Consider the following 25,311-nt stretch of genomic DNA (forward strand, 5'->3'; position numbering starts at 1 on the left):
TGTTTGTGGGTGAACTGCTGGGCAAGCTGTTGGGTATTCCGGCCAACGTCGGCGGGGTGGGTATTGCCATGCTGCTGTTAATTGGCCTGGGCAGCTACCTGAGCAAACGCGGCCTGTTTACCGGCAAGTCAGAGCAAGGCGTGAGTTTCTGGGCTGCGATCTATATCCCGATTGTGGTGGCGATGGCTGCCCAGCAAAACGTGTATGGCGCGATCAGTGGTGGGCCTATGGCGATTCTGGCCGGGACCCTCGCCGTGGTGCTTGGCTTTGCCCTGGTGCCCGTGCTGGTGCGTATCGGTAACCGCGAGCCGGTTGCGGTTGCTCCCACTAAAGAAGCGGGGTGATCGCCATGTACGAATCGATGATGAAAGTGATCACCGGCTACGGCTTGATCAGTGGTTTCGCCGTGATCGGCCTGACCATGTGGGTGTCTTATTGGATCTCCGATACCTTCACCAAGGGCCGCCTGCATGGTTCGGCCATTGCCATTTTGCTGGGGTTGGCGCTGTCGTATGTGGGCGGTGCGTTTACGGGTGGTTCCAAGGGCGTGGTGGATATTCCACTGTTGTCGGGCATCGGCCTGCTGGGCGGTGCGATGCTGCGCGACTTTGCCATTGTCGCCACGGCCTTTGGCGTGAGTGTCGATGAGCTCAAACGCGCCGGCTTCGTGGGGGTGCTGGCGCTGTTTGTCGGCGTGGGCTCGTCGTTCGTTGCCGGGGTAGGGGTGGCGATGGCGTTCGGGTACACCGATGCGGTGAGCCTCACCACCATCGGCGCCGGGGCCGTGACCTATATCGTCGGCCCGGTGACCGGCGCGGCGATTGGGGCCAGCTCCGAGGTGATGGCGCTGTCCATTGCCGCGGGGTTGATCAAGGCCATTCTGGTGATGGTGATGACGCCGTTCGTGGCGCCGCTGATCGGGCTGAACAACCCACGCAGCGCGGTGATCTTCGGTGGCTTGATGGGCACCTCCAGCGGTGTGGCGGGCGGCCTGGCGGCGACTGATCCGAAGCTGGTGCCTTATGGGTGTTTGACGGCGGCGTTCTATACGGCGCTGGGGTGTTTGTTGGGGCCGTCGTTGTTGTTTTTGCTGATGCGTGGGTTGGTGGGCTGATAGGGGATGATCGTTCCCACGCTCCGCGTGGGAACGCCTCTTGTGACGCTCTGCGTCACGGTCAAAAAGCGGACGCGGAGCGTCCTAAGCTGCGCTCCCACGCAGAGCGTGGGAGCGATCGTCCTCAGCTTTGGCGATTGGCATACATCCGACACTCCGCCAACAACGCCAGCAAGTTCGGATCGCGCTCCTTGGCTTTCAGGAACACCACACCGATCTGCTGTTGCAAACGATACCTGGGCTGCAACGGTATCAGCTTCACGCGGTTCTCATATACCGCTGCGATACGTCCTGGCAGCAGCGCATAACCCACCCCTGAACTGACCATGCTCAGCAAGGTGAAGATATCGTTCACCTGCATCGCCACCTTCGGCTCGAACCCGGCCTGATGGAACACCCGGTTGCCGTCCTGATGCGTGGCGAAGCCCTGGGTGAGGGTGATGAAGGTGGCATCGCGCACGTCGGCCAGGTCGATTTCCTGATCGCGGTCCAGGGGCGAATCGGCCGGGGTGGCGAGGAAGATGTCATCGCTGAACAGCGCGATCTGCTCGCAGTCGGGGTCGTGGGCGTGTTCGTCGAGGGAGATGAGAATCGCGTCCACTTCCATGTTCTTGAGCTTATAGAGCAGGTCGAAGTTGGAGCCCAGGATCAGGTCGATATTCAGTTCGCTGCGCCGGATTTTCAGGCCCATGATCAACTGTGGCACGGTCTTGACCGTCAGCGAATACAGCGAGCCGAGCTTGAAACGTTCGGCCGAGAACCCAGCGGCTTCGCGGGTCAGGCGCACGCTGTCGACCACGTCGGCCACCAGTTTCTGCGCACGCTCTTCGAGCACGTAGGCGCTTTCCAGCGGAGTGAGGTTGCGACCCTCGTGTTTGAACAGCGGGCAGCGCAGGGCACTTTCCAGGGAGTGAATGGCGCGGTGCACGCTGACATTGCTGGTTTGCAACTCGGCGGCCGCGCGGGCCAGGTTGCCGGTGCGCATGAACGCCAGGAAGATCTCCAGCTTCTTGAGGGTGAATTCTTCGTCGATCAGCATGGCCTTGGGCTCTTGTTCGATTGCACTCGATTGTGCCCGTAAACGCGGCTGTCGTCGCCGGAACGTCACGTGCCGCTTGCACTCTGATGCGCAAGGCTGGACGCTTGTCCGCCTGTTCTTGAGGGTTACGGGAGGTCAGTGACAGATGTACCACGGGGAACGATTCAACGCCTGGAGCCATTTGCTCGGTGCAGTCGCGGCCTGTATTGGCGCCGTGTGGATGTTGGTAGTGGCGAGCCTTGACGGCAGCCCCTGGAAGATCGTCAGCGTGGCGATTTATGGCTTTACCCTGATGGTGCTGTACAGCGCGTCGACGGTGTACCACAGCGTGCGAGGCCGGCGAAAAGCGATCATGCAGAAGGTCGATCACTTTTCCATTTACCTGTTGATTGCCGGCAGCTACACGCCATTCTGCCTGGTGACCCTGCGCGGGCCGTGGGGCTGGACGTTGTTCGGGATTGTGTGGGGGCTGGCGGTGATCGGCATCCTGCAGGAGATCAAGCCGCGTTCGGAGGCGCGGATTCTGTCCATCGTGATCTACGCCGTGATGGGCTGGATCGTACTGGTAGCGGTCAAGCCGTTGATGGCGGCGTTGGGTACGGCAGGGTTTATCTGGTTGGCGTCTGGTGGGGTGCTGTACACCGTAGGCATTATTTTTTTTGCCCTGGAGGATCGCTTGCGCCATTCCCACGGCATCTGGCATTTGTTTGTGATTGGCGGCAGCCTGCTGCATTTCGTGGCGATCATGCATTACGTGCTCTGATTGTGGGAGGGGGCAAGCCCGGCTCCCACACTTAAAGGCGTTCCAGTAACACCTGGGCGCGGCTACCGAAAATCTCTAGCAACTTGGCCAGCATATGCGGTGGAGGTTCGTTGGCACGGGTCAGCGCGTAGAGGGTAATCGGCAGCGGCGGGGTGAGCGTTCGGATATGGGTGGTGGCCGTTGAAGCACCCAATGCTGTGAACGGATCGATCACGGTCAGGCCCGCGCCGGATTCGACCATCGCGCGGGCCAGTGAATAGGTCTGCACCGAGATCGTCACGCGTGGTGGCGGGTCGACGCTTTCCAGATAACTCTCCAGCTTGGCGGCCAGCGGGTCAGCGCTGGAGAGGCCGATCAAGGGCGCGCCGGCCAGTTCGGCCAACGGCAGGGGCTGATGCCGTTCGGCATCGGGCCAATAGCCTTTGGACGCCAATGCCACCAACACCCCGTTGGCCAATACTTGAGTGGTAAGCCCCGGATGCCCGGAAAAGTTGAGCGTCAGCGCCAGGTCGATCTCGCGCATCAACAGCTTTTGCACCAGCTCGTGGCTATGGTCACTGGACAGTTCACAGGCAATGTCCGGGTAATCGCGCTTCCATTCCAGGACCGCCGGCGGTAGCAGCGCCAGCGCCAGCGCCGGGATTGCGCCGATGCGAATGCTTTGTCCCGGTTCGCGGCGCAAACTTTTCGCCAGGCGCCGCACGCCTTGCAGGCTTGCGCTGACTTTCTCGACTTCGCGTTCCAGCGCCAGGGCTTCCGGGGTGGGTTGCAATTTACCCCGTACCCGCAGGAATAACGCAAAGCCCAACTGCAGCTCGGCGTGCTGCAGCACTTTGGTCACCGCCGGTTGCGAGACGTGCAGCAACTGCGCGGCGGCACTGATGGAGCCGGTCTGACGGATGGCCTGGAAGATTTCGATATGACGCAAGCGCATGGCGAGTCCCATAACCTTTGTTTATAGGTGAGCCATCTTTATTCATTGTCGGTGACCTGTCACCTGGCTCTACGCTGAGCGCTCTTAATCAACGGTTGGGGGCTGGGATGGCCAGGCAGGTTTGCATTATCGGCGGTGGGGTTATCGGCTTGGCCAGCGCTTATGCGTTGGTGCGGGCTGGCCATGAGGTCACGCTGATCGATGCCCGTGGCACCTTGGGCAGCGAAACCAGTTTTGCCAACGGTGGGCAACTGTCCTATCGCTATGTTGCGCCACTGGCTGACGCGGGCGTGCCCTTGCAGGCAATCGGGTGGTTGCTGCGGGGCGACTCGCCCTTGAAGTTGCGACCCCGCCTTGACCCACAGCAATGGCGCTGGATGGCGGCCTTTATCGGCGCTTGCCGAGGTTCGGTCAACACGCGTAACGGTGCCCATCTTCTGCGCTTGGCTACCCTGAGTCAGGGCACGTTACAGCAGTGGCGCGAGGATGATCGCCTGGGCGGCTTCGACTGGCGGCGCAACGGCAAGCTGGTGATGTTTCGCAGTACCAGCACCTTCGAACATGCCCGCGCCAAGGTCACAAATTTCCTGCAGCAACAGGTGTTGTCGTCTGTTGAGTGCGCTCGCCTGGAGCCCGCACTGGCGGCCGGTGGCTTTGTCGGCGGCATCTACACGCCGAACGAGGAAGTGGGGGATTGTCACGCTTTTTGCCGGCAATTGGCGGCCCGGCTTGAGGCGTCGGGGCGCTGCAGGTTCTTGCTCGGGCGCAAGGTCACCGGGCTGCGCCATGCTGGCGGTGCGGTGCAGGCCATCGAACTGGGTGATGAGGTGATGCCAGTCGAGCAACTGGTCCTGGCGGCCGGTTATCGCAGCGCTGAGTTGGCACTGCCGGGGCTGTCACTGCCCTTATACCCGCTCAAGGGCTACAGCTTGAGCGCGCCGATTGGCCCGCAACACAAGGCGCCGAATGTGAGCATCACCGACTACGACCGCAAGATCGTCTACGCGCGCCTCGGCGAGCAACTACGGGTCGCGGCCATGGTGGATATTGTGGGATTCGATGCCGGCCTTGAGCCTTCGCGCCTGGCGTTGATAAAGCGCCAGGCAGTAGAGACATTTCCCCATGCAGCTGACTACGTACACGCGCTCGAATGGGCTGGCATGCGCCCGGCCACGCCAACGGGCGTGCCGCTGATTGGCGCCAGTCGCTATCGCAACCTGTGGCTGAACCTAGGCCACGGCGCGCTTGGCTTTACCCTGGCCTGCGGCAGCGGCCAATTGCTGGCCGAATTGATCGACCAGCGCACCCCTTCCATTGATATGCAGGGCCTGACGCCCCGCGCCGCTTGAGGATGCAGCCGTGACCATTACCCGAATCAACAGCAACGAACGACTCAGCGGTGCCGTGACGTTCAAGGAACTGGTGTTCCTTTCGGGCCAGGTGCCGGGCGACGGCCTGGATGTGGCTACCCAGACCCGGGAAGTGCTTGCCAGAATCGACACGCTGTTGGCCGAGGCGGGCAGCGATAAGGACCACTTGCTCAACGCGACGATCTACCTGAAGGACATCGCTGCCGGTTTTACGCCGATGAATGAAGTCTGGTCCGCATGGCTCTCGCCAGGCATGGCGCCCACGCGCACTACCTTGCAAGCAGAGCTGGCGCGGCCGAGTGTGCTGGTGGAAATCAGCGTGATTGCAGTCCGTAAATAACCTCAAAGACCCACGGAGAATAACAATGAAAACAATCCTGTTGACCGGCTGCGCGCTGGGGCTTTTGTTGAGCGCACAGGCCCATGCAACCGAAGCGCCACTGGAGGGCACTTTGAGCAAGATCGCCAGCGCCAAGTCCATCACCCTTGGCTACCGCGATGCGTCGGTGCCGTTTTCCTATGTGGGGGATAACAGTGGTAAACCGATGGGCTACTCGGTGGACCTGGCAAACAGGATTGTCGAGCGTATTCAGCAGAAAACCGCAGTGGGCGACCTCAAGGTGAAGTACAACCTGGTGACGTCCCAAACCCGCATCCCGCTGGTGCAGAACGGCACTGTCGACCTGGAGTGCGGCTCCACCGGCGTGACGGCTGAGCGCCAGAAGCAGGTGGCATTCTCCTACGGGTTTATCTATGTAAAGGGCCAGTTGCTCACGGCCAAGGACAGTGGGATCAAAGGCTTTGCCGACCTTGCGGGCAAGAATGTGGTGACCACTGCCGGCACCACCAATGAGCGCTTTCTCAAAAGTTATAACGCTGAACACAAAGCCAATATGTTCGTGATCAGCGCCAAGGACCATGGCGAAGCGTTCAAGATGCTCGAGACTGGCCGGGCCGTAGCGTTCTATATGGACGACGCGTTGCTCTACGGCGAGCGCGCCAAGGCCAAGGACCCGCATCACTGGGTGGTCGTCGGCGAGGAGCAGTCGCGGGAGATCTACAGCTGCATGGTGCGCAAGGATGACCCGCAGTTTCTCGCGGTGGTCAACGAAACCCTGGGCGAGCTGTACCGCTCGGGAGAGATCAACGGGATTTACCAGCGCTGGTTCGAGCAGCCGATTCCGCCCAAGGGCTTGAACCTGGAGTTCCCGATGACCAGCGAGTTGAAAGCGATCATCGCCAAGCCGGTGAGTGACCCAGTGGAGTAAGCCTGGGGTAACCCGATAAAACTGTGGGAGCAGGCAAGCCAGCTCCTACAGTTGATTGGGTTTACAGGGTGAGGTTAGAAGTCGCCCCAGAGTTGTTGGGCGACGGAGAGTGCGACGACGGGCGCGGTCTCGGTACGCAACACCCGCGGGCCGAGGCGAGCGGCGTGGTAGCCGGCGCCCTGGGCGGTCTCGACTTCATTGTCGGTGAGCCCACCCTCGGGGCCGATCAAGAACGCCAGGCTCGATGGCTTGGCGTGGCTGATCATCGGTTCTGCCACCGGGTGCAGCACCAGCTTCAAATCCGCCTCGGTTTGCTTGAGCCAGTCTGCCAGCAAGAGCGGGGGGTGAATCACCGGCACCGTCGAACGCCCACATTGCTCACACGCACTGATTGCCACCTGGCGCCAGTGCAGCAAGCGCTTGTCGGCGCGTTCGTCTTTGAGGCGCACTTCGCAGCGCTCGCTGAAGATCGGTGTGATGGCATTGACGCCCAGTTCAGTGGCCTTCTGGATCGCCCAATCCATGCGCTCGCCCCGGGACAGGCCCTGGCCGAGGTGAATATGCAGGGGCGATTCGGCCTGGCCGGCAAAGCTATCCGTGAGTTGCACGGTGACGCGTTTTTTACCGACTTCCAGCAAGGTGCCACGAAACTCCTGGCCGGAGCCGTCGAACAATTGCACGGCATCGCCTTCACTCATGCGCAGCACACGGCTGATGTAATGCGCCTGGGCTTCGGGCAGTTCGTGGTCACCGAGACTCAGCGGGGTGTCGGTGAAAAAGCGGGACAGTCTCATGTCTGTTCTCTGAAGAGGTTGTTTATGTAGGAGCGAGGGGGACGCCTAGTTCTTGCTCGCGAAAAATGTACATCCGACGCAGCGGTGCGCCTGGAATGCCTTCGCGAGCAAGCTCGCTCCTACAAGGATTTCGGCAATCAACCCGGATCACGGAAGCCCGGGTGAAAATCTTTGGGCACCGCCACACTGACCTTGCTGTTGGTGGCGATATCTATCCCCTCGCTGGCCACCTCGGCCAGAAAGTCGATCTGCTCCGGGGTAATCACATACGGCGGCAGGAAATACACCACGCTGCCCAGTGGCCGCAACAGCGCCCCGCGCTCCAGCGCGTGCTCGAAGACCTTCAGGCCACGGCGCTCCTGCCACGGGTAGGCGGCCTTGGTGGCTTTGTCCTGCACCATCTCGATGGCCAGCACCATGCCGGTCTGGCGCACTTCGGACACGTGAGGATGGTCGACCAAGTGCGCGGTGGCGGTCGCCATGCGCTGGGCCAGGGCCTTGTTGTTTTCGATGACGTTGTCTTCTTCAAAGATATCCAGCGTCGCCAACGCTGCCGCACAGGCCAGCGGGTTGCCTGTGTAGCTGTGGGAGTGCAGGAAGGCACGCAGGGTCGGGTAGTCGTCGTAGAAGGCGCTGTAGACCTCTTCGGTGGTGACCACGGCGGCCAGTGGCAGGTAACCGCCGGTGAGCGCCTTGGACAGGCACAGGAAGTCCGGGCGGATGCCGGCCTGTTCACAGGCGAACATGCTGCCGGTGCGGCCAAAGCCCACGGCGATCTCGTCGTGGATCAAGTGCACGCCATAGCGGTCGCAGGCTTCGCGCAGCAGCTTGAGGTACACGGGGTGGTACATGCGCATGCCACCGGCACCCTGGATCAGCGGCTCGACGATCACGGCAGCGACGGTGTCGTGATGCTCGGCCAGGGTCTGCTCCATCGCCAGGAACATGTTGCGCGAGTGTTCTTCCCAGCTCATGCCTTCGGGGCGCAGGTAGCAGTCCGGGCTCGGCACCTTGATAGTGTCGAGCAGCAACGCCTTGTAGGTCTCGGTAAACAGCGGCACGTCGCCCACCGACATCGCGGCGATGGTTTCGCCGTGGTAGCTGTTGGTGAGGGTGACGAAGCGCTTTTTGTTCGGCTGGCCGCGGTTGAGCCAGTAGTGGAAGCTCATCTTCAGCGCCACTTCGATGCAGGACGAACCGTTATCGGCGTAGAAGCAGCGGGTCAGCCCTTCGGGCGTCATCGCGACCAGGCGTTCGGACAGCTCGATCACCGGTTGATGGCTGAAACCGGCGAGGATCACGTGCTCCAGCTGATCGACCTGATCCTTGATACGCTGGTTGATCCGCGGGTTGGCGTGGCCGAATACGTTGACCCACCAGGAACTGACGGCATCGAGGTAGCGCTTGCCTTCGAAGTCTTCCAGCCATACGCCTTCACCGCGCTTGATGGGCACCAGGGGCAATTGCTGGTGGTCTTTCATCTGGGTGCAGGGATGCCACAGCACCGCGAGGTCGCGTTGCATCCACTGGTTATTCAAGCCCATCGGTGATCTCCTCGAAGCGGTCCTGCGGCGGGCGCAGGCGAAACAATCGCGCAAGCCTATGCAATGGTGGCTTGGGTCACAAGCCATTGTGGGGAAATTCGCGGTAAATGCAGGACGGTCTGTCACGTTTCCCAGGGATAGTCTTAATCCCTTGTTAATTTATGATGCCTAGCCTCGTTATCGTATTTTTCGATATTTCAAAGCAAAATTTTCCGCTTTAATTCGATAGGTAAAGCGCTAGTCTTGGGCACAGTTCTTACGGGATTAAGTACATGCAGCTACGTAATTCGCCGGCCCGCTATGGTTGGGTCAGCATGGTTCTGCACTGGGGTGTAGCCCTGGTGGTGTTCGGTTTATTTGCCTTGGGCTTGTGGATGGTCGGACTCGATTACTACAGCGCCTGGCGCAAAGATGCGCCCGACTTGCACAAGAGCATTGGCATCACGCTGTTCGCCATCATGCTGGTACGGATCGTCTGGCGCCTGGTCAGTCCGCCGCCTCCGCCGCTGGCCAGCTATAGCCGCATGACGCGGATCGGTGCCGCATTTGGGCACGCATTTCTTTATGTTGGGCTGTTTGCCGTGATGATTGCCGGTTACCTGATTTCCACCGCAGACGGTGTCGGTATCCCGGTGTTTGGCCTGTTTGAAATTCCTGCCGTGGTTTCCGGTCTACCGGACCAGGCAGATACCGCCGGTTGGGTGCACCTGTACCTCGCCTGGGTGTTGGTGGTCTTCGCTGGCTTGCACGGCGTGGCGGCACTGAAACACCATTTTATCGATCGTGATGCGACCCTTGCGCGAATGCTGGGACGCAAAGCCTGATGTTCAACCTCGACTCACAAGGAATAGAAAGCATGTTGAAAAAAACACTCGCTGCGCTGGCAATCGGTTCTGCCCTGCTGTCCGCAGGTTCGGCGATGGCCGCTGACTACGTGATCGACAAGGAAGGCCAGCACGCCTTCGTCGATTTCAAAATCAGCCACCTGGGTTACAGCTACATCACCGGTACCTTCAAGGACCTGGATGGCAAGTTCAGCTTTGACGCCGCCAAGCCCGAAGACGCCAAGATTGAAGTCAACGTGCGTACTGCCAGCGTGTTCTCCAACCACGCCGAGCGCGACAAGCACGTCAACAGCAAGGACTTCCTGGAGTCGGGCAAATTCCCTGATGCCAAGTTCGTTTCCACCAGCGTCAAGCCAACTGGCAAAAATGCTGATGGCAAGCTGACTGCTGATGTGACCGGGGACCTGACCTTCCACGGCGTGACCAAGCCGATCCTGGTCAAAGCCACGTTCCTGGGCGAAGGCAAGGATCCATGGGGCGGCTACCGTGCCGGCTTCGAAGGCACCACCAACATCAGCCGCAAGGAATTCAACAAGGACGGCATGGACGTAGGTCCACAGTCTGACAACGTGCAGTTGTACATCACGTTTGAAGGTGTGAAAGCGAAGTAATGCTTCGTATGTAGGAGCGAGCTTGCTCGCGAAGGCCGCAAGGACACCGCGTTAAACCAGGATGCCCGCGTTATCGTTGACGACCTTCGCGAGCTAGCTCCTACAGGCAAAAAAAACCCGTATCTCACGATACGGGTTTTTTTTATGCTTCGCGGTTGCGAGTCAGCAGCGCTGGTTTCTCACCACGAGGGCGGCCTGGCAGTTGATCCAACTGCTCAGGTGTCGGGAAGCGATCCGCTTTCGACTCCTTGTGGATGATCTTCGGCGCCGGGCCACCCCGTGGGTTTTGTACTGCAGGCTCGGACGAGCGAGGCTGATCGTCACGGGCAGGGCGGCGGTTGTTGCTGCGTGAATCTTCGCGACGGGCCTGGCCGTCACGCGGTGCGCCATTGCGCGGGCCGCTGCGCTTGGCAGGCGGGGTACCGGTGGTGCCGCCGCTGCTGTTGCGCGGGGCGTTCTGGCGACCGCCCTGTGGCTGGCCGCTACGTGGAGCGCCTGCGCCCTGGGCAGGAGCCCCTGGGCGACGGCCACGGCCCTGGGCCGGTTTGGCCTGGGGCACGTAGTCGACGCGGTTACCGAAGTTATCGATATCGTCGTCAAGGAACTCGTCCGGGGCGCGGTCGGCCGCGGCGCGTGGTGGCTGGCTCGGCTGGCGCTGTTCGCGGGCCGGGGTGCCTTCACGGGGCTTCTGCTCACGGGCCGGGCGTTCGCCACGGCTGCTGCTCGCGGTTTTTTCCTTGCCCTTGTCCTTGCCTTTGTCGCGACGACCACCGCCACCACCGCCGCCGTTCGGGCCATCGCCCTTCGGACCACGTGGGTTGCGCGGGTTGCGCACATCCGGACGCTCGCGCGCTTCTGGCTTCTCGGCCTCCACGGCGCTGGCATCGAAGCCCATCAGGTCGCCATCGGCGATTTTCTGCTTGGTCATGCGCTCGATGCTTTTCAGCAGTTTTTCTTCGTCCGGCGCGACCAGCGAAATGGCCTCGCCCGAACGACCGGCACGGCCCGTACGGCCGATACGGTGCACATAGTCTTCATCGACGTTTGGCAGCTCGAAGTTGACCACGTGTGGTAACTGGTCGATATCCAGGCCGCGTGCGGCGATATCGGTGGCCACCAGGATACGCACGCTGCCGGCCTTGAAGTCGGCCAGGGCTTTGGTGCGCGCGTTCTGGCTCTTGTTGCCGTGGATGGCGACGGCGGTGAGGCCGTGCTTGTCCAGGTACTCGGCCAGGCGGTTGGCGCCGTGCTTGGTGCGGGTGAACACCAGCACCTGTTCCCAGGCACCCTGGGTGATCAGGTGCGCCAGCAGCGAGCGCTTGTGGCTGGCGGCAAGGCGGAACACGCGTTGCTCGATACGCTCGACCGTGGTGTTGGGCGGCGTGACTTCGATGCGCTCCGGGTTGTGCAGCAGCTTGCCGGCCAGGGCGGTGATGTCGTTGGAGAACGTTGCCGAGAACAGCAGGTTCTGACGTTTGGCCGGCAGGCGGGCGAGGACCTTTTTCACGTCATGGACAAAGCCCATGTCGAGCATGCGGTCGGCTTCGTCCAGCACGAGGATTTCCACGTGGGACAAATCGACGCTGCCTTGGCCGCACAGGTCGAGCAAGCGACCCGGGCAGGCCACCAGTACATCGACGCCACGGGACATGGCCTGAACCTGAGGGTTCATGCCGACGCCGCCGAAGATGCAGGCGCTGACGAACTTCAAGTCGCGGGCATACAGCTTGAAGCTGTCGTGCACCTGAGCGGCGAGTTCGCGGGTTGGGGTCAGGACCAGTACACGCGGTTGGCGCGGGCCGTGACGTTGGGATTTGTCCGGGTGACCGTTGGGAAACAACCGCTCCAGGATCGGGAGGGCGAAACCGCCGGTTTTACCAGTACCTGTCTGAGCCGCGACCATCAGGTCGCGACCTTGCAACACGGCGGGAATGGCCCGCTGTTGCACCGGAGTAGGCTCGGTATAGCCCGCTGCCTCGATGGCGCGGACTAAAGCCTCGGAGAGACCGAGGGAAGCAAAGGACATGAGTAATCCTGTTTTAGTTAGGGCTTGGCCCAAAGGGATAATCTTGCCGGGCGTGAATGGCGCTTAGGGGAGCGCAACCCCGTCCGGTCCTGCTGCGTCTGGCGGGCACTCCACCGGCTCGCGCGGGCTGCAAAGCTGCGCAGTAGCTGGGTTGGGTGCCGTTTTCAAGACCCGAGCGGCCGGGCGTAAGCCTGGCGGAAAGGCCGCAGTATAACAGAGCAATCACTGCGCGCTGCTTTCCTGCTGCTCAACGGCGTGTTCGGGGGCTGGTATGGGTGCCGTTTGCTCGTGCATCCGGCCATATTTGGCGCTCAATGTGGCATAGGCGGGCTCTTGCTTGAAGCGCTTGAGCTCGGCGGCAAAGCGTTGCACCAGCAGGTCCATGCCTGCGCCACGGCGTACCGCAAGAAATTGCTGCTGGCGGCTGACCACCACCGATGCCTGGCTGACTTTACCTTCCAGGCCCAGGGCCTTGAGCACGTGGTGCCCCACGCGCCGGTCAGTCACCACCATATCGACGCGCCCCAGCATGAGTTTGCCAAAGTTGGCTTCATGGCTGGGGGCGGGTTCGCGCTGGAAGGTGTTGGACTTACTGAACGCGTCGCCATAAAGGTAGCCAGGGGAAACGCCAACGGTCAGGCCGCGCAGGTCGTCGAGCGTGGCGGCGGGGTGAGGGCGTTCGTTGGCATAGAACAAGACAAATTCGACTTCCGACAACGGCTCGCTGGGATAGAGCAGCAACGCGTCGCGCTCCTGGCTGTGAAAGATATCCAGCGCGCCGTCGGCGTGGCCCTGCTCGAGCATCGCCAAGCAGCGCTTCCAGGGCAGGAACTGCCATTGCACCTCCACCCCCAGGCGCTGGAACACGATCAGGGTGGTTTCATAATCCAGGCCGGCCATGGTGCCGTTGTCTTCGTAGACATAGGGCGCCCAGGGTTCGGTGACAATGCGCAGTTTCTCGCCATGAGCGGCCAGGCTCAGGCAAGAAAACAGCACAGCGGTCAACAGCTTGAAGAGGACGGGCATACCCTGAGGTTACGACGCTCCCCGAAGAAAGAGAAGCTCTGGCACGCGCATTGGCGGGCGGTCTTACTTCGCGGGAGCGTTCAGCAGGTGTTCGTGGATCGCGGCCCGGCGCTCACCCAGAATCAAACGCACCACGGGGTTGGCGAACCAGTGTTCCAACTGGTGGGCATCAATCGGGCGCTTCTGGCGTTCTTCCTGGTTTTGTCGGGCCTTGTCCCACCAAACCGGGCCGCACGCCTGGTCGAACTCGTTTTCGTGTTCGTAGCAGCCGTAGAGAATCTCGCGGATGAACTGTTGCTGATGCTTGGGCAGCAGCAGGGTGATCAGCTTGTACATCAAACGCTGCAAACGCGGCGGGCGCGGCAGGTGCGAGGAGACTTGGCGCGTATCGGCCAGGGCTTGCACACTGGTGGGCGCGCTGGCGTGCTTGGCGATCCACGCCTTGACCTTGGCCCGGAACAGCTGTTTGCGGCTCCAGTAATGGTGGATCAGGTCCGGGCACTCGCGCACCTTGAGGGTACGGTAGGCGGCGATGGACAGGCAGAACTCTTCCAGGGTGTAGGCGCCCTGGGCGTGGGGGAACAGTTCATCCATCAATTCGATGGAGCGGTCGAGGATGTGCGCATCCTGTTGGGTCAGGCCCATGACGCCGGAGTTGAGGGTCATCATGTCATCGTCGGCCACGCCCATGTCCAGCAGGCGCTGGCGCAAGGCGGTGTAGAGGATGCTTTCGTGATTGTCGCCGTACTTGGTGTAGAAAGCGTTGCACAGCAGGGTGCCGGGCTGTACGCGTTCGAACAGGGCCATGGGCGAATGATGGAAGAAGGTGTCGGTGTCGATGAGCAGTGCTACCGGGGATTCTTGCAGCACCTGGCGCAGCACCACGTGTTTGGTACGAAAGTGATAGCCGTGGGGCTCGCTCCAGCGTTTGCGGGTGGCCTCGTCCAGCGGGCGGACGCGCACCGGCAGCAAGCGATAGGGTTCGGGGTTGTCGCTGAATACCTGAATGTCGATGTTCGCGTCCGGCGTGTCCTGCAGGAATGCCAGTGCGCTGGCGATGCTGAATACGGCTTCCTGATGGTAGGTGTCGGCGCCGAAGACCAGGTAGACCAGTTGCGGGCGGGACGTCGAGGGCACTGTATTCATGGACTGCGGGGTTCCGTGGGTAACGTAAAACGACAAAGGCCCTCGTCAGAACGAGGGCCTTGGTACAACCGGTCAAGCGTTAACGTGGCAGCTTGAGGTTGTTCCAGATGGCAAGGCTGGGTTCAGCCTGGTTCAGGGTATAGAAATGCAACCCTGGTGCACCACCTTGCAACAATTGCTCACACATCTCGGTGATGACCTGCTCGCCGAACGCCTGGATGCTTTTGACGTCATCGCCATAGGCTTCCAGTTGCTTGCGCACCCAGCGCGGGATCTCGGCACCGCAGGCGTCGGAGAAGCGCGCCAGCTTGCTGTAATTGGTGATCGGCATGATGCCCGGCACGATCGGGATGTTCACGCCCATCGCCCGTACACGCTCGACGAAGTAGAAGTAGCTGTCGGCGTTGAAGAAATACTGGGTGATCGCACTATCGGCGCCGGCATTGGCCTTGCGCACGAAGTTCTGCAAATCGTCTTCGAAATTGCGCGCCTGGGGGTGCATCTCCGGGTAAGCGGCTACTTCGACATGGAAGTGATCGCCACTTTCTTCGCGGATGAAGCTCACCAGATCGTTGGCGTAGCGCAGCTCACCGCTGGCCATGCCCATACCCGATGGCAGGTCGCCACGCAGGGCAACGATGCGCTTGATGCCGGCGGCTTTGTATTGGGTCAGCAGGCTACGCAGGTCGGCCTTGCTGTCGCCCACGCAGGACAAATGCGGAGCGGCGGGAACTTTGACTTCACTTTCAAGCTGCAACACGGTGTTGATCGTGCGATCACGGGTCGAACCGCCAGCGCCGTAGGTGCAGGAGAAGAAGTCAGGGCTGAAGCTGGCCAACTGCTTGGCAGTTGCCATCAGTTTTTCATGCCCAGCATCGGTCTTGGTCGGGAAGAACTCGAAGCTGTAGCGACGGTCTTGGGACATGGTCATACCCTTGGAAACTCGAAAGCCTGGAAGGCATACACAATCGATGCGGGTGCCTGGCTTTCTGTGGGAGCTGGCTTGCCTGCGATAGCATCCGCTCGGTGTTACTGGAACACCGAGGCGTCTGCATCGCGGGCAAGCCCGGCTCCCACAGAAGAGCCGGCGCCAGCAAGGCCGATCAGTAGCGGTAAGCGTGCGGCTTGAACGGGCCTTCAACCGTCACGCCGATGTAGTCGGCCTGGGTCTTGGTCAGTTGAGTCACCACGCCGCCGAAGCCGCGGACCATTTCCAGGGCCACTTCTTCGTCGAGTTTCTTCGGCAGTACTTCCACAGTCAGGCGCTCGGCTTTCTGGGCTGGCGACAGGTCGGCGTACTTCTGTTCGAACAGGAAGATCTGCGCCAGCACCTGGTTGGCGAACGAGCCATCCATGATGCGGCTTGGATGACCAGTGGCGTTGCCCAGGTTCACCAGGCGGCCTTCGGCCAGCAGGATCAGGTAGTCATCGTTCTGTGGGTCGAAATCACCAGCGCCGGTACGGTGAACCTTGTGTACCTGCGGCTTCACTTCTTCCCATGCCCAGTTCTTGCGCATGAAAGCGGTGTCGATCTCATTGTCGAAGTGACCGATGTTGCAGACAACGGCGCGCTTCTTCAGGGCCTTGAGCATGTTCGCATCGCACACATTCACGTTACCGGTGGTGGTGACGATCAGGTCGATCTTGCCCAGCAGGGCTTTGTCGATGCTGGCTTCGGTGCCGTCGTTCTGGCCGTTGATGAACGGCGAAACCACTTCGAAACCGTCCATGCAGGCTTGCATGGCGCAGATCGGGTCGACTTCGGAGACCTTGACGATCATGCCTTCCTGACGCAGGGACTGGGACGAGCCCTTGCCCACGTCACCGTAGCCGATCACCAGGGCTTGCTTGCCCGACAGCAGGTGGTCGGTGCCGCGCTTGATCGCATCGTTCAGGCTGTGACGGCAGCCGTACTTGTTGTCGTTCTTGCTCTTGGTCACCGAGTCGTTGACGTTGATGGCCGGGATTTTCAGCTCGCCCTTGGCCAGCATGTCCAGCAGGCGGTGTACGCCGGTGGTGGTCTCTTCGGTCACGCCGTGGACGCGGTCGAGGATCTGCGGGTATTTCTTGTGCAGCAACTCGGTGAGGTCGCCGCCGTCGTCAAGGATCATGTTGGCATCCCAAGGCGCGCCATCTTTGAGGATGGTTTGCTCCAGGCACCACTCGTACTCTTCTTCGGTCTCGCCTTTCCAGGCGAATACCGGGATACCGGCAGCAGCGATAGCGGCAGCGGCCTGGTCTTGAGTCGAGAAGATATTGCAGGACGACCAACGCACTTCGGCACCCAGAGCAACCAGGGTTTCGATCAGCACGGCAGTCTGGATGGTCATGTGGATGCAGCCGAGAATCTTGGCGCCCTTGAGCGGCTGCTCAGCGGCGTACTTGCGGCGCAGGCCCATCAGGGCTGGCATTTCGGATTCGGCGATAAAGGTTTCGCGACGGCCCCAGGCAGCAAGGGACATGTCGGCGACTTTGTAGTCGTTGAAATCTGCAGGCGTCATTACAGCGCTCATAGAGAGCCTCCATTCGTAGTGTGCGAATGGGCGCCGTTGTGCGTTTAGTATCAGGCCAGGGCAACCAGGCCGGACAACGCCCCATCCGAGCCTGACAGGTTGAACCTGCTGCAGCGCCCCTCGGACAGGTGGCGGGAGAACGGTATCAATCGAAGATGACCGTTTTGAAGCGGAGGCGATTATAGCCGTGTAAGCGGCACTTCCCAAGCCTTTCTGTCGGCGGCATGAAGATCGTTCATGGGCTTGATAGCTAATGGTTCATAGAGCTTGGGTCCTTGCTCTGCCATGATGTTGCCTATCATTTGGCAAGACGCTTTGGAGTGACCATGAACTTCCACACCCGCAAATGGGTAAAACCCGAAGACCTCAACCCCAACGGCACACTGTTCGGCGGCAGCCTGTTGCGCTGGATCGACGAAGAAGCGGCCATCTACGCCATTGTCCAGCTCGGCAACCAGCGCGTGGTCACCAAGTACATCTCGGAAATCAACTTTGTCAGCGCCTCGCGCCAGGGCGACATCATCGAGCTGGGGATCACGGCCACCGAGTTTGGTCGTACCTCTATTACCCTGACCTGTGAAGTGCGTAACAAGATCACGCGCAAAAGCATCCTGACGGTAGAAAAAATGGTCTTCGTCAACCTTGGCGAAGACGGTTTGCCCGCGCCTCACGGCCGTACAGAGATCAAGTACGTCAAGGATCAGTTCCAGGAAGACGGCCTCAGCGAGTAATCCCGCGCAGGACCAGTGAACGCTCTTCATCAACCATAGGTCGTACCTGAACATCGCCCCCCGTTCAGGTATCACCATGGCTACGCAAGAAGACGGCAAGACCCCCAACCTGTCCCAGGAAGAGCAGCAGGACGTCGACAAGAACCAGCCGCCCCGCGCAGCGGTATTGCACGAAATCATTCGTACCCAGGGCGACCAGGAGCTGGAGCGCAGTGTCGCCGCGTTGTGGTGGTCGGCATTGGCCGCCGGGCTGACCATGGGTTTGTCACTGATGGCCATGGGGCTGCTCAATTCACGCCTGCCTGAGGGCGAAGCCTTCAAGGTAATTGCCAGCTTCGGCTACTGCGCGGGCTTCCTCGCGGTGATCCTGGCACGCCAGCAACTGTTTACCGAAAACACCCTGACCGCCGTGCTACCGGTGATGAGCAAGCCAACCCTGGCGAATGCCGGGCGTCTGTTGCGGCTGTGGTCAGTGGTGCTGGTGGGCAACCTGTGTGGCACCTTGCTGGTGGCATACGTGATGCTGCACCTGCCGATCTTCGATACCAAGACCGACCTGGCCTTCCTCGAGATCGGGCGCAAGGTCATGGAGAACGACCCCGCGCAGATGTTCGCCAAGGGCATCGTCTCCGGTTGGATGATCGCCACCATGGTCTGGATGATCCCGTCGATGGAGAGTGCCAAGCTGTGGATCATCATTCTGATCACCTACTTCATGGCTCTGGGTGACTTCACCCATATCGTCGTCGGTTCAGCCGAAGTGTCCTACCTGGTATTTGCCGGCGAGTTGCCATGGAAGGATTTCTGGCTGGTCTTCGCCGGGCCGACCCTGGCCGGCAACATCATCGGCGGCAGTTTCATCTTCGCGTTGATCAGCCATGCGCAGGTTCGCAGCGAAAGCAGCCTGCCAGGTAAAAAGGCTGCGGACCCGAGGCATCCGCAGCAGATCAACAAGGATCAGTGATGCTCAGGCGTGGCCTGGGGTTCGTCCCGGGTCACGTGCTTGACCAGCTTGCCGATGCTCAACCCCTGCAACAGGATCGAAGACAGCACCACGATGTAGGTGATGCTCAGCAACAAGTCACGCTCCGGGCCCAGAGGCAGGGCCAAGGCCAGTGCCACCGAAACCCCGCCGCGCAAGCCACCCCAGGTAAGGATACGGATAGTGCCGCGCGGTACCGTGCGCCAACGGCGCAGCAACAGGATCGCCGGGGCCACGGTCAGCAGGCGCGAGAGCAGGATCGCCACTGCCAGCAGGCTGGCCGCGAACACGTGCAGCCAGTTGAATGGCAATAGCAGCAGCTCCATGCCGATCAGCGCAAACAGCAAGGCATTGAGCATGTCATCGAGCAGTTCCCAGAAACCATCCAGGTAGCGACGCGTCATGTCGTTCATCGCCAGTTTGCGCCCCAGGTTGCCGATGATCAGCCCCGCGACCACCATCGCAATCGGTGCGGACACATGCAGCTCCGAGGCCATGGCCGAGCCGCCGATCACCAGGGCGAGGGTCAGCATGACTTCGATCTGGTGCTGTTCGATGCTCTTGATCATCAGGTACACGAGATAGCCGATCAGCCCGCCAAACAGCACGCCGCCAATGGCTTCGTGGGCAAACAGCATGGCCGTGGCGCTCACGGTGGGCGTCTCACCCAACTGCGCGATACCCAGCAGCACGGTAAACACCACCACGGCGGTGCCGTCATTGAACAGCGATTCGCCGACGATGGTGGTTTTCAGCGGTTTGGAGGCATTGGCGGTCCGTAGCACGCCGAGCACCGCAATGGGATCGGTAGGGGATATCAGGGCACCGAACAGCAGGCAGTAAAGGAAACTCACGTGCCAGCCAAACAGGGCGAAGATGTAGTACGCCAGGCTGCCGATGACCACGGTGGCGATCAATACGCCAAAGGTTGCCAGCAGGCCGATGGGCCAGCGGTAGCTGCGCAAGTCGTTCAAGTTGACGTGCAAGGCGCCGGCGAACAGCAGGAACGACAGCATCCAGTTCATCAGCAAATCGCCGAAGTCGATCTGGCCGATCAACTGCTGGATACGTTCTTCCAGGCCTGGGTAGCCGAGCACGCTCAGGCCTTGCAGGATCAGCGAGAACAACAGTGCGGTGACCATCACGCCAATGGTGGGCGGCAGGCCGATAAAGCGGAAGTTCACATAAGTGAGCAGGGTGGTGAGGCAGATGAAGGCGGCGACAAGTTCAAGCATCCGGGGTCCTTGGAGCAGGGAAATATAGGCGCACGGGGTGCGTCGAATCGGTAGTTAGTATAAACAGGTGCTGTTACATGACGTATCAATTAAGGAGGTTCTGGTGGTAGCGACAGCCCTGGTGCTGGTAGCGGCGCTGTTGCATGCGACGTGGAACACCTTGATCAAGTTCAGCGGCGAGCGCCTTTTAGTCATTGCCTGCATGGACAGTGTGGCGCTGCTGTTCGTGGTATTCGCGGTGGGCTTCGTGTCCTGGCCGCCGCTGGACATCTGGCCGTGGATCATTGCTTCTGCGTTGTTTGAGTTGCTCTATCGCTATTTGTTGATCCAGGCCTATCGGGTGGGTGACCTGGGCCTGGTGTATCCGTTGATGCGCGGTTTGTCGCCGCTGGTGGTGCTGGTGCTGACCCTGGTGTTTGCCGGCGAAGTATTGAATACCCAGCAGATTCTGGGGATTCTGCTGATTCCGTTTGGCATGGTGTGCCTGCTGTGGCAGGGCGGCGGCGGTGACCGGTTGCCCTGGTCGATGCTACCGGTGGTGGTATTGATTGGTCTGTGCATCGGCTGCTACACCTTTCTGGACGGGCAGGCGCTGCGGCGCTGGTCGCATCCGCTGGATTACCTGGTGTGGCTGACGCTGATCAGCGCCTGGCCGTTTCCGTTGCTGGCGCTGGTGCGCAAGCGTGCGGCCTTCAGCCTGTTCTGGCGCACCCAGTGGCGGTTGGGCTTGAGCGTGGGGCTGTGCGTGTTGTTGAGCTACGCTTTGGTACTTTGGGCCATGCAGTTGGGCTCGATTGCCGAAGCCGCCGCGCTGCGCGAAGTCAGTGTGATTCTGGTGGTGCTGTTCGGCATGCGTTACTTGAAAGAACCTTTTGGCCGTCCACGGCTCATAGCCTGTGGGTTGGTGTTGATTGGCATGTTGGTGATGAAACTCTAACCGTCGGATAAAACTAAAAGGAATCGGTGATGACAGTCGCTTTATGGTGTGTATTGATCGCAATCTTTCTGCCGTACATTTGCACTGGTGTGGCCAAGTTCAGCACAGGCAAGTTCGGGCCACGGGATAACCACGACCCGCGTGCCTTCCTCGATAGCCTGGAAGGCGTCGCCAAGCGTGCTCATAGCGCGCAACTCAACAGTTTCGAAGTGACCCCGGCGTTTGCCGCTGCAGTCATCATTGCGCACCTGGCCGGCAACGCCGAACTGGTGACGATCAACGTGCTGGCAGTGCTGTTTATCACCAGCCGCCTGCTGTACATCATTTGCTACCTGGCGGACTGGGCGATCTTGCGTTCGCTGGTGTGGGCCGTGGGTATGGCGTTGATTGCGAGTTTCTTCTTCGTTTCGATGTAAGGGGTGTTGTAGGAGCGAGCTTGCTCGCGAAGAACGTCAACGATAACGCGTGCTTCCTGAGTAAGCGCGGCGCCTGTGCGTTTTTCGCGAGCAAGCTCGCTCCTAAAAAAAGCGCCAGTGATTGTCAGGTTCCGGCAGGCGCATCCGGCACCTGGGGCAACGCCGCGCCTTTGGGCCACAGCATCCAGATCTGCCCTTGCTGTTTCATATTCCCCGCCAACTCGCCTGCGGCATTGCCTGTGCCCCAGAACAGATCTGCGCGCACTTCTCCGGTGATTGCGCCGCCGGTATCCTGCGCGGCGACAGGGCGTGCCAGTGGCGTGCCGTCTGGTTTGGTGGTCGACAACCACAACAGGCTGCCCAGCGGAATTACCTTGCGATCCACTGCCACGCTGTAGCCGGCGGTCAATGGCACGTTCAGCGAACCGCGTGGGCCTTCGTTGCTGTCGGGGCGGGCACTGAAGAATACGTAGCTGGGGTTGCTCGCCAGCAGTTCTGGAATGCGCTGCGGGTGGGCCTTGGCCCAGGCGCTGATGGCGCCCATGGTCACGTCTTCTTTTTTCAGTTCGCCTTGTTCCACCAGCCAACGGCCAATAGGGCGGTACGGGTAGCCGTTCTGGTCGCCGTAACCCACACGCAGTTGACGCCCGCCGGCCAGTTGAATACGCCCCGAGCCCTGGATTTGCAGGAACTGCAGGTCCATCGGGTCGGTCAGCCAGGCGATCGGCTTGGCGGTAGAGCCTTGGCTGTTGAGAGTGCTGGCGTCGTCATACGGCTTGAGCACACGGCCTTCCAGGCGCCCGCGCAGGCGCTTGCCCTTGAGCTCCGGGTAGATGCTGTCGAGGTTGACGACAATCAGGTCGTCCGGCACGCCGTATACCGGCACGTGGGCGGTGGTGGTCTTGGTCAGGCTGCCGGGGTAGACCGGCTCGTAATAACCCGTGATCAAGCCGTTTGGCGTGTTGTTGGCCGAACGCAGGCCGAAGACATCCAGGTGTTCCTTGAGAAAGCTACGAACCGCTACGGCATCGCCCGGTACGCTAGCCGCTGTCGCGCAGGTCGGGCCCCAGATCGGGTCGGCCTTGAGGCGCTGGCAGGCGCTGCGCCAGGATTCAAACCCGGCGAGCAAGTCGCTGTCGGAAACGCTCGGCAGGGCTTCCCACGGTGCGCTCACATAGGTGGCAACGGCGTGAGGTTTTGTTGGCTCCTGGGCAACTTCTTTATCGGTGTCTTTACCGGCATCGCAGCCGGCCAGTAGCGCGAACATTGGCAGAGCCCAAGCCAGGCGGCGGCCCCAGGGTTTGAAGGTGACATTCATGCAAGCAATTCCTGAAACGATTGCCCGCGCTTCACTGCATCCGGGCAACCTTGTTATTAATAGGGCTATTGGTCTTTGTGGGCGGTGCGAGGATACTGGCCGCCGTTTCCCGTGACCTTGAAGCCATGATGATGTTAAAAAAACTGACCGTTGTATTGCTGGCCTGCCTGGCTTTGTCTGCCTGTGGCGGTGTTGATCCCAATTCCCCCCTGGGCCAGCGCAAGGCGATCTTCAAGCAGATGCTCAAGACCGGTGAAGACCTGGGCGGCATGCTGCGCGGACGTATCCCATTTGATGGCGCCAAGTTCGCCGAGGGTGCGGTCAAGCTGGATGCGTTGTCCCATGAACCGTGGAAACATTTCCCGAGCGTACGCGAAGAAGACCACACCAGTGCCAAAGATGATGTGTGGCAAAAACAGGCGCAGTTCCAGCAACTGGCCCGCGAACTTGAGGCGGCCACCGGTGAATTGGTGATCGCCAGCCAGGTGCAGCCTTATAAAGCCAGTAGCCTTCAACCTCCGGTGCAAAAAGTTGAAGATGCCTGCAGCGCCTGCCATAAACAGTTCCGCGATCATTGATCGGTTTTACTGGTCGAGTTCTTCCACTGCGTCCTGCAGCTCTTTACGCGAGTCGGCCAGTTTCTCCTTACGCTTGTTGATCTTGTCCGGGTCGCCTTTTTTCATGGCTTTGTCGAGGTCGGCCTGACGGCGGCTGACTTCGTGCTTGGCGTCGAGCACCTTGTTTTCACGTTCTTTCTTCAAGCCGGCATCGGTGCAGTGGGCGGTAACTTCGGCCAGGGCTTTTTCCAGGCCAGCCTGTTGCGCGCTGTTGCCGTGGGCCTTGGCTTGTTCGATCTGGCTGCTGATGGCCTGGCGCTTGGCGGCGCAGCCGGTGAGGGGTTGTGCGTCTTCGGCGGCCAACAGCGGCGTGGCCATGAAGCTCGCGAAGGTCAGCAAGGCAAAGGGGGCGAGAAATTTCATATAAGACTCCAGGTTCGCAATCAGGTGGCGGAGGGATCAAAACCCATCTATCCCGGCTCCGCGTAATGTTTCAGCCAAGGCTTGTACCTGCGGGTCGCGAAAAAAAGCGCTGAGTTGCGCCGCGCGTCCCGGGCCGATGCCATCTGAGGCCAGCCAGGCTTGAGTGTCTTTAGCGACCAGCGTCTGCCAGTCTCCTTCCAGGTTGTTGCGCGCCGCCGGCGGCACGCCTAAGGCCTTGAGCCATAGTGAAAAAGGGCGTTGCCGGGCGCTTTGAATACTGTCGAGCACCCGCGCACGGGTACGCTCGCCTAAGCCCTCAATGGTAGCAAGCTCGGCCGCATCAAGTGTCAACCAATCGAGAAAGCCTGCGATTAGACCGGCCTGGATCAATACGTTCCAGGTTTCGCGCCCCATGTGGGGCAAGGCCAGGCCGTGTTTACCGCTCAGCCAGGTGAGGCGGGCGAGCAGTTGGTCTTCGCAGCCAGGGTCCAGTTGCCAGCAGCTCAAGGCGTGGAAGTCTTGAGCGTTGGGTACCTGCACGTCCACGCGTGTCTCGTTGCGCAGGATCACCTCGTCCAGTCGCGGTATGACCTGGCCCGCCAGGCTGATCGACACATGATCGCCAGGGCGGATATCCAGGGCTTGCCAGCGTTTCAGGGAGCCGACGCTCACTCGGCTGATCTGCCGATCATCCAGCCGTACGGGCTCCAATTCGAGGATAGGTGTAATACGCCCGGTACGTCCCACCCTGAACTCGACCTTGCGCACCAGGGCCAGTGCCTTGATAGCCGGGTACTTCCAGGCAACCGACCAGTAGGGCGCGCTGGCTTGCCAGCGCTCGGCGGGCGCTCGCGCAGCCTGGTGCAGCACCACGCCGTCGCTGGCGAAGGGTAATGGCGCGTTGTACCAATGCGTGCGCCAATGCGCAGCTTCGCTGATGGTGCTGACGGGTTGGCTGTACTGTTGGCTATCGGTGAAGCCCCAGCGCGCCAAGGTGGCAAGGTGTTCGGTGAAGTCCGTCGGGCCGTCTGGCCACGCCCAGACGAACAGGCCGATCCCGGCAGCCTCGGCATCGCTCAACCGACGACGGTTCATCAGGCCAGCCACTTTGCTGCGTGCATTGAGCCCGCCCTTGAGCGATTGCACATGGTGGTTGAGGCGCCAATAGAGTTCGCCTTGCAGCACCACATCAACGGCGTCGGGCAACTGTTGGACAATGCCGGGGATCTTGACGGCGGAGGCTGACCAATCGTGGCCAAGCAGGCCGTCGCCCCGACTGATGAGCTGATGCAAGCGGCCCTGGCGATACACCAGTGTCACCGCAACGCCATCGACCTTGGGTTGGACCCAGACATCCTGTCGAGTGCTGAGCCAGTCACTGACGGCCGGCTCGCTCGGCAGCTTTTGCAGGCCAGTGTGTGCGACCGGGTGAGGTAAGGTACCGCGCGCACTGGCCAGCGGGTTATCAGGCTTGGGTGTCTGCTCGCGAGTGCATTCTTGCCAATGCGCCAGGCGTCTGCGGGCCTGGTCGTAGAGCTCATCGCTGATCAGGGCTTGGCCCTGTCGATGGTAGCTGTCGTCCCACTGCTGGATTTGCCTGGACAGGGTTTCCAGCTGTGAGTGAACGTCATCGGGGCAGGTTTCGGCCCAGGCCCAGGCTGGTACGGCGCTTATGAGAACAGCCAGTAATACGTGCATCATGAGCATCCTTGCTCGAAA

The 25,311-nt window shown here is 60.8% G+C and carries 26 protein-coding genes and 1 riboswitch; of the genes, 13 read left to right on the top strand and 13 right to left on the bottom strand.

Annotated elements, in window-relative coordinates; translation table 11 throughout:
* Both APH41_RS26000 and madM read left to right on the top strand, forming a co-directional pair.
* A partial coding sequence (locus APH41_RS26000) for a malonate transporter subunit MadL (RefSeq protein ID WP_054922341.1) occupies positions 1-344 on the top strand: 344 nt, incomplete at its 5' end.
* 5 nt (positions 345-349) lie between these two features.
* A complete protein-coding gene (gene madM, locus APH41_RS26005) occupies positions 350-1,114 on the top strand; it encodes a malonate transporter subunit MadM (protein WP_032897715.1) in 765 nt (254 codons plus the stop codon).
* Between the two features lie 124 nt (positions 1,115-1,238).
* Here the strand turns inward: madM and APH41_RS26010 are convergent, their stop codons facing one another.
* Positions 1,239-2,153: a LysR substrate-binding domain-containing protein gene (locus APH41_RS26010; protein ID WP_014720307.1), complete on the bottom strand. Its 915-nt coding sequence runs from the start codon at positions 2,151-2,153 to the stop codon at positions 1,239-1,241.
* A gap of 145 nt (positions 2,154-2,298) precedes the next feature.
* Between APH41_RS26010 and APH41_RS26015 the strand changes: the two genes are divergently transcribed.
* Entirely contained in the window at positions 2,299-2,916 is a 618-nt protein-coding gene (locus APH41_RS26015; protein WP_003195019.1) for a hemolysin III family protein, read from the top strand.
* Between the two features lie 31 nt (positions 2,917-2,947).
* On the opposite strand, the gene APH41_RS26020 is transcribed toward APH41_RS26015, so the two are convergent.
* Positions 2,948-3,850: a LysR family transcriptional regulator gene (locus APH41_RS26020; RefSeq protein ID WP_054897594.1), complete on the bottom strand. Its 903-nt coding sequence runs from the start codon at positions 3,848-3,850 to the stop codon at positions 2,948-2,950.
* A gap of 107 nt (positions 3,851-3,957) precedes the next feature.
* Here APH41_RS26020 and APH41_RS26025 point away from each other — a divergent pair, with 107 nt between their 5' ends.
* Genes APH41_RS26025 through APH41_RS26035 form a run of 3 tightly spaced genes read left to right on the top strand, consistent with a single transcriptional unit; the run spans position 3,958 to position 6,488 of the window.
* The gene (locus APH41_RS26025) at positions 3,958-5,199 is read left to right on the top strand and encodes a D-amino acid dehydrogenase (RefSeq protein WP_054922343.1); all 1,242 of its coding nucleotides are present in this window, start codon (positions 3,958-3,960) and stop codon (positions 5,197-5,199) included.
* Between the two features lie 10 nt (positions 5,200-5,209).
* Positions 5,210-5,560 carry a RidA family protein gene (locus tag APH41_RS26030; RefSeq protein ID WP_034128923.1) on the top strand — a complete coding sequence of 117 codons (351 nt, stop codon included), beginning with the start codon at positions 5,210-5,212 and terminating at the stop codon, positions 5,558-5,560.
* 25 nt (positions 5,561-5,585) lie between these two features.
* Positions 5,586-6,488, top strand: a complete 903-nt coding sequence (locus APH41_RS26035) for a transporter substrate-binding domain-containing protein (RefSeq protein WP_054897561.1) — start codon at positions 5,586-5,588, stop codon at positions 6,486-6,488.
* Positions 6,489-6,562: 74 nt separating this feature from the next.
* On the opposite strand, the gene APH41_RS26040 is transcribed toward APH41_RS26035, so the two are convergent.
* Together APH41_RS26040 and APH41_RS26045 are read right to left on the bottom strand one after the other, a co-directional pair.
* Positions 6,563-7,282 carry a 16S rRNA (uracil(1498)-N(3))-methyltransferase gene (locus tag APH41_RS26040; RefSeq protein ID WP_054897560.1) on the bottom strand — a complete coding sequence of 240 codons (720 nt, stop codon included), beginning with the start codon at positions 7,280-7,282 and terminating at the stop codon, positions 6,563-6,565.
* A gap of 137 nt (positions 7,283-7,419) precedes the next feature.
* Positions 7,420-8,826 carry an adenosylmethionine--8-amino-7-oxononanoate transaminase gene (locus APH41_RS26045; protein ID WP_034128920.1) on the bottom strand — a complete coding sequence of 469 codons (1,407 nt, stop codon included), beginning with the start codon at positions 8,824-8,826 and terminating at the stop codon, positions 7,420-7,422.
* Positions 8,827-9,098: 272 nt separating this feature from the next.
* On the opposite strand from APH41_RS26045, the gene APH41_RS26050 reads away from it, so the two are divergent.
* Both APH41_RS26050 and APH41_RS26055 read left to right on the top strand, forming a co-directional pair.
* Positions 9,099-9,650 (top strand): cytochrome b, encoded by a 552-nt coding sequence (locus tag APH41_RS26050; RefSeq protein WP_014720299.1) that lies wholly within the window; start codon positions 9,099-9,101, stop codon positions 9,648-9,650.
* Positions 9,651-9,682: 32 nt separating this feature from the next.
* Positions 9,683-10,282: a YceI family protein gene (locus APH41_RS26055; protein ID WP_014720298.1), complete on the top strand. Its 600-nt coding sequence runs from the start codon at positions 9,683-9,685 to the stop codon at positions 10,280-10,282.
* A 142-nt stretch (positions 10,283-10,424) separates the two neighbouring features.
* Here the strand turns inward: APH41_RS26055 and APH41_RS26060 are convergent, their stop codons facing one another.
* The 5 genes from APH41_RS26060 to ahcY all read right to left on the bottom strand — a co-directional run bounded on the left by APH41_RS26060 (position 10,425) and on the right by ahcY (position 16,993).
* Positions 10,425-12,308, bottom strand: a complete 1,884-nt coding sequence (locus APH41_RS26060; protein WP_054922345.1) for a DEAD/DEAH box helicase — start codon at positions 12,306-12,308, stop codon at positions 10,425-10,427.
* 222 nt (positions 12,309-12,530) lie between these two features.
* On the bottom strand, positions 12,531-13,334 hold the full coding sequence (locus APH41_RS26065; RefSeq protein WP_034128918.1) for an ABC transporter substrate-binding protein: 804 nt from the start codon (positions 13,332-13,334) through the stop codon (positions 12,531-12,533).
* Between the two features lie 63 nt (positions 13,335-13,397).
* Positions 13,398-14,480, bottom strand: a complete 1,083-nt coding sequence (locus tag APH41_RS26070) for a hypothetical protein (RefSeq protein ID WP_054922347.1) — start codon at positions 14,478-14,480, stop codon at positions 13,398-13,400.
* A gap of 79 nt (positions 14,481-14,559) precedes the next feature.
* Entirely contained in the window at positions 14,560-15,405 is an 846-nt protein-coding gene (metF, locus tag APH41_RS26075) for a methylenetetrahydrofolate reductase [NAD(P)H] (RefSeq protein WP_034129073.1), read from the bottom strand.
* A gap of 178 nt (positions 15,406-15,583) precedes the next feature.
* Positions 15,584-16,993 (bottom strand): adenosylhomocysteinase, encoded by a 1,410-nt coding sequence (gene ahcY, locus APH41_RS26080; RefSeq protein WP_034128916.1) that lies wholly within the window; start codon positions 16,991-16,993, stop codon positions 15,584-15,586.
* Between the two features lie 21 nt (positions 16,994-17,014).
* A riboswitch (S-adenosyl-L-homocysteine riboswitch) is annotated at positions 17,015-17,121 on the bottom strand.
* Positions 17,122-17,319: 198 nt separating this feature from the next.
* Here ahcY and APH41_RS26085 point away from each other — a divergent pair.
* Both APH41_RS26085 and APH41_RS26090 read left to right on the top strand, forming a co-directional pair.
* On the top strand, positions 17,320-17,724 hold the full coding sequence (locus APH41_RS26085; protein ID WP_034128915.1) for an acyl-CoA thioesterase: 405 nt from the start codon (positions 17,320-17,322) through the stop codon (positions 17,722-17,724).
* 76 nt (positions 17,725-17,800) lie between these two features.
* Positions 17,801-18,688, top strand: a complete 888-nt coding sequence (locus APH41_RS26090; protein WP_034128914.1) for a formate/nitrite transporter family protein — start codon at positions 17,801-17,803, stop codon at positions 18,686-18,688.
* Here the strand turns inward: APH41_RS26090 and APH41_RS26095 are convergent.
* Positions 18,682-19,941: a sodium:proton antiporter gene (locus tag APH41_RS26095; RefSeq protein WP_034128913.1), complete on the bottom strand. Its 1,260-nt coding sequence runs from the start codon at positions 19,939-19,941 to the stop codon at positions 18,682-18,684. The two genes, APH41_RS26090 and APH41_RS26095, sit on opposite strands and share 7 nt — an antisense overlap.
* A gap of 103 nt (positions 19,942-20,044) precedes the next feature.
* Here APH41_RS26095 and APH41_RS26100 point away from each other — a divergent pair, with 103 nt between their 5' ends.
* Entirely contained in the window at positions 20,045-20,878 is an 834-nt protein-coding gene (locus tag APH41_RS26100) for an EamA family transporter (RefSeq protein WP_054899037.1), read from the top strand.
* A 29-nt stretch (positions 20,879-20,907) separates the two neighbouring features.
* A complete protein-coding gene (locus APH41_RS26105) occupies positions 20,908-21,294 on the top strand; it encodes an MAPEG family protein (protein WP_034128911.1) in 387 nt (128 codons plus the stop codon).
* A gap of 124 nt (positions 21,295-21,418) precedes the next feature.
* Here APH41_RS26105 and APH41_RS26110 read toward each other — a convergent pair whose 3' ends face one another.
* Positions 21,419-22,612: a murein transglycosylase A gene (locus tag APH41_RS26110; protein WP_054922350.1), complete on the bottom strand. Its 1,194-nt coding sequence runs from the start codon at positions 22,610-22,612 to the stop codon at positions 21,419-21,421.
* 128 nt (positions 22,613-22,740) lie between these two features.
* Between APH41_RS26110 and APH41_RS26115 the strand changes: the two genes are divergently transcribed.
* Entirely contained in the window at positions 22,741-23,190 is a 450-nt protein-coding gene (locus tag APH41_RS26115) for a cytochrome c (RefSeq protein ID WP_054922352.1), read from the top strand.
* 6 nt (positions 23,191-23,196) lie between these two features.
* Here APH41_RS26115 and APH41_RS26120 read toward each other — a convergent pair whose 3' ends face one another.
* Entirely contained in the window at positions 23,197-23,592 is a 396-nt protein-coding gene (locus tag APH41_RS26120; RefSeq protein WP_034129072.1) for a DUF1090 domain-containing protein, read from the bottom strand.
* Positions 23,593-23,628: 36 nt separating this feature from the next.
* Entirely contained in the window at positions 23,629-25,293 is a 1,665-nt protein-coding gene (gene ligB, locus APH41_RS26125) for an NAD-dependent DNA ligase LigB (protein ID WP_054922354.1), read from the bottom strand.
* Positions 25,294-25,311 lie beyond the last annotated feature (18 nt).

It is taken from the genome of Pseudomonas sp. NBRC 111138 (genome assembly GCF_001320835.1).
Classification (GTDB): domain Bacteria; phylum Pseudomonadota; class Gammaproteobacteria; order Pseudomonadales; family Pseudomonadaceae; genus Aquipseudomonas; species Aquipseudomonas paracarnis.

What these genes read in the sequence shown, in the direction of transcription:
- madM (WP_032897715.1), top strand. Translation starts at nt 350, where the DNA reads ATGTACGAATCGATGATGAAAGTGATCACCGGCTACGGCTTGATCAGT.
- APH41_RS26010 (WP_014720307.1), bottom strand. Translation starts at nt 2,153, where the DNA reads ATGCTGATCGACGAAGAATTCACCCTCAAGAAGCTGGAGATCTTCCTG.
- APH41_RS26015 (WP_003195019.1), top strand. Translation starts at nt 2,299, where the DNA reads ATGTACCACGGGGAACGATTCAACGCCTGGAGCCATTTGCTCGGTGCA.
- APH41_RS26020 (WP_054897594.1), bottom strand. Translation starts at nt 3,850, where the DNA reads ATGCGCTTGCGTCATATCGAAATCTTCCAGGCCATCCGTCAGACCGGC.
- APH41_RS26025 (WP_054922343.1), top strand. Translation starts at nt 3,958, where the DNA reads ATGGCCAGGCAGGTTTGCATTATCGGCGGTGGGGTTATCGGCTTGGCC.
- APH41_RS26035 (WP_054897561.1), top strand. Translation starts at nt 5,586, where the DNA reads ATGAAAACAATCCTGTTGACCGGCTGCGCGCTGGGGCTTTTGTTGAGC.
- APH41_RS26040 (WP_054897560.1), bottom strand. Translation starts at nt 7,282, where the DNA reads ATGAGACTGTCCCGCTTTTTCACCGACACCCCGCTGAGTCTCGGTGAC.
- APH41_RS26045 (WP_034128920.1), bottom strand. Translation starts at nt 8,826, where the DNA reads ATGGGCTTGAATAACCAGTGGATGCAACGCGACCTCGCGGTGCTGTGG.
- APH41_RS26050 (WP_014720299.1), top strand. Translation starts at nt 9,099, where the DNA reads ATGCAGCTACGTAATTCGCCGGCCCGCTATGGTTGGGTCAGCATGGTT.
- APH41_RS26055 (WP_014720298.1), top strand. Translation starts at nt 9,683, where the DNA reads ATGTTGAAAAAAACACTCGCTGCGCTGGCAATCGGTTCTGCCCTGCTG.
- APH41_RS26060 (WP_054922345.1), bottom strand. Translation starts at nt 12,308, where the DNA reads ATGTCCTTTGCTTCCCTCGGTCTCTCCGAGGCTTTAGTCCGCGCCATC.
- APH41_RS26065 (WP_034128918.1), bottom strand. Translation starts at nt 13,334, where the DNA reads ATGCCCGTCCTCTTCAAGCTGTTGACCGCTGTGCTGTTTTCTTGCCTG.
- APH41_RS26070 (WP_054922347.1), bottom strand. Translation starts at nt 14,480, where the DNA reads ATGAATACAGTGCCCTCGACGTCCCGCCCGCAACTGGTCTACCTGGTC.
- metF (WP_034129073.1), bottom strand. Translation starts at nt 15,405, where the DNA reads ATGTCCCAAGACCGTCGCTACAGCTTCGAGTTCTTCCCGACCAAGACC.
- ahcY (WP_034128916.1), bottom strand. Translation starts at nt 16,993, where the DNA reads ATGAGCGCTGTAATGACGCCTGCAGATTTCAACGACTACAAAGTCGCC.
- APH41_RS26085 (WP_034128915.1), top strand. Translation starts at nt 17,320, where the DNA reads ATGAACTTCCACACCCGCAAATGGGTAAAACCCGAAGACCTCAACCCC.
- APH41_RS26090 (WP_034128914.1), top strand. Translation starts at nt 17,801, where the DNA reads ATGGCTACGCAAGAAGACGGCAAGACCCCCAACCTGTCCCAGGAAGAG.
- APH41_RS26095 (WP_034128913.1), bottom strand. Translation starts at nt 19,941, where the DNA reads ATGCTTGAACTTGTCGCCGCCTTCATCTGCCTCACCACCCTGCTCACT.
- APH41_RS26105 (WP_034128911.1), top strand. Translation starts at nt 20,908, where the DNA reads ATGACAGTCGCTTTATGGTGTGTATTGATCGCAATCTTTCTGCCGTAC.
- APH41_RS26110 (WP_054922350.1), bottom strand. Translation starts at nt 22,612, where the DNA reads ATGAATGTCACCTTCAAACCCTGGGGCCGCCGCCTGGCTTGGGCTCTG.
- APH41_RS26115 (WP_054922352.1), top strand. Translation starts at nt 22,741, where the DNA reads ATGATGTTAAAAAAACTGACCGTTGTATTGCTGGCCTGCCTGGCTTTG.
- APH41_RS26120 (WP_034129072.1), bottom strand. Translation starts at nt 23,592, where the DNA reads ATGAAATTTCTCGCCCCCTTTGCCTTGCTGACCTTCGCGAGCTTCATG.
- ligB (WP_054922354.1), bottom strand. Translation starts at nt 25,293, where the DNA reads ATGATGCACGTATTACTGGCTGTTCTCATAAGCGCCGTACCAGCCTGG.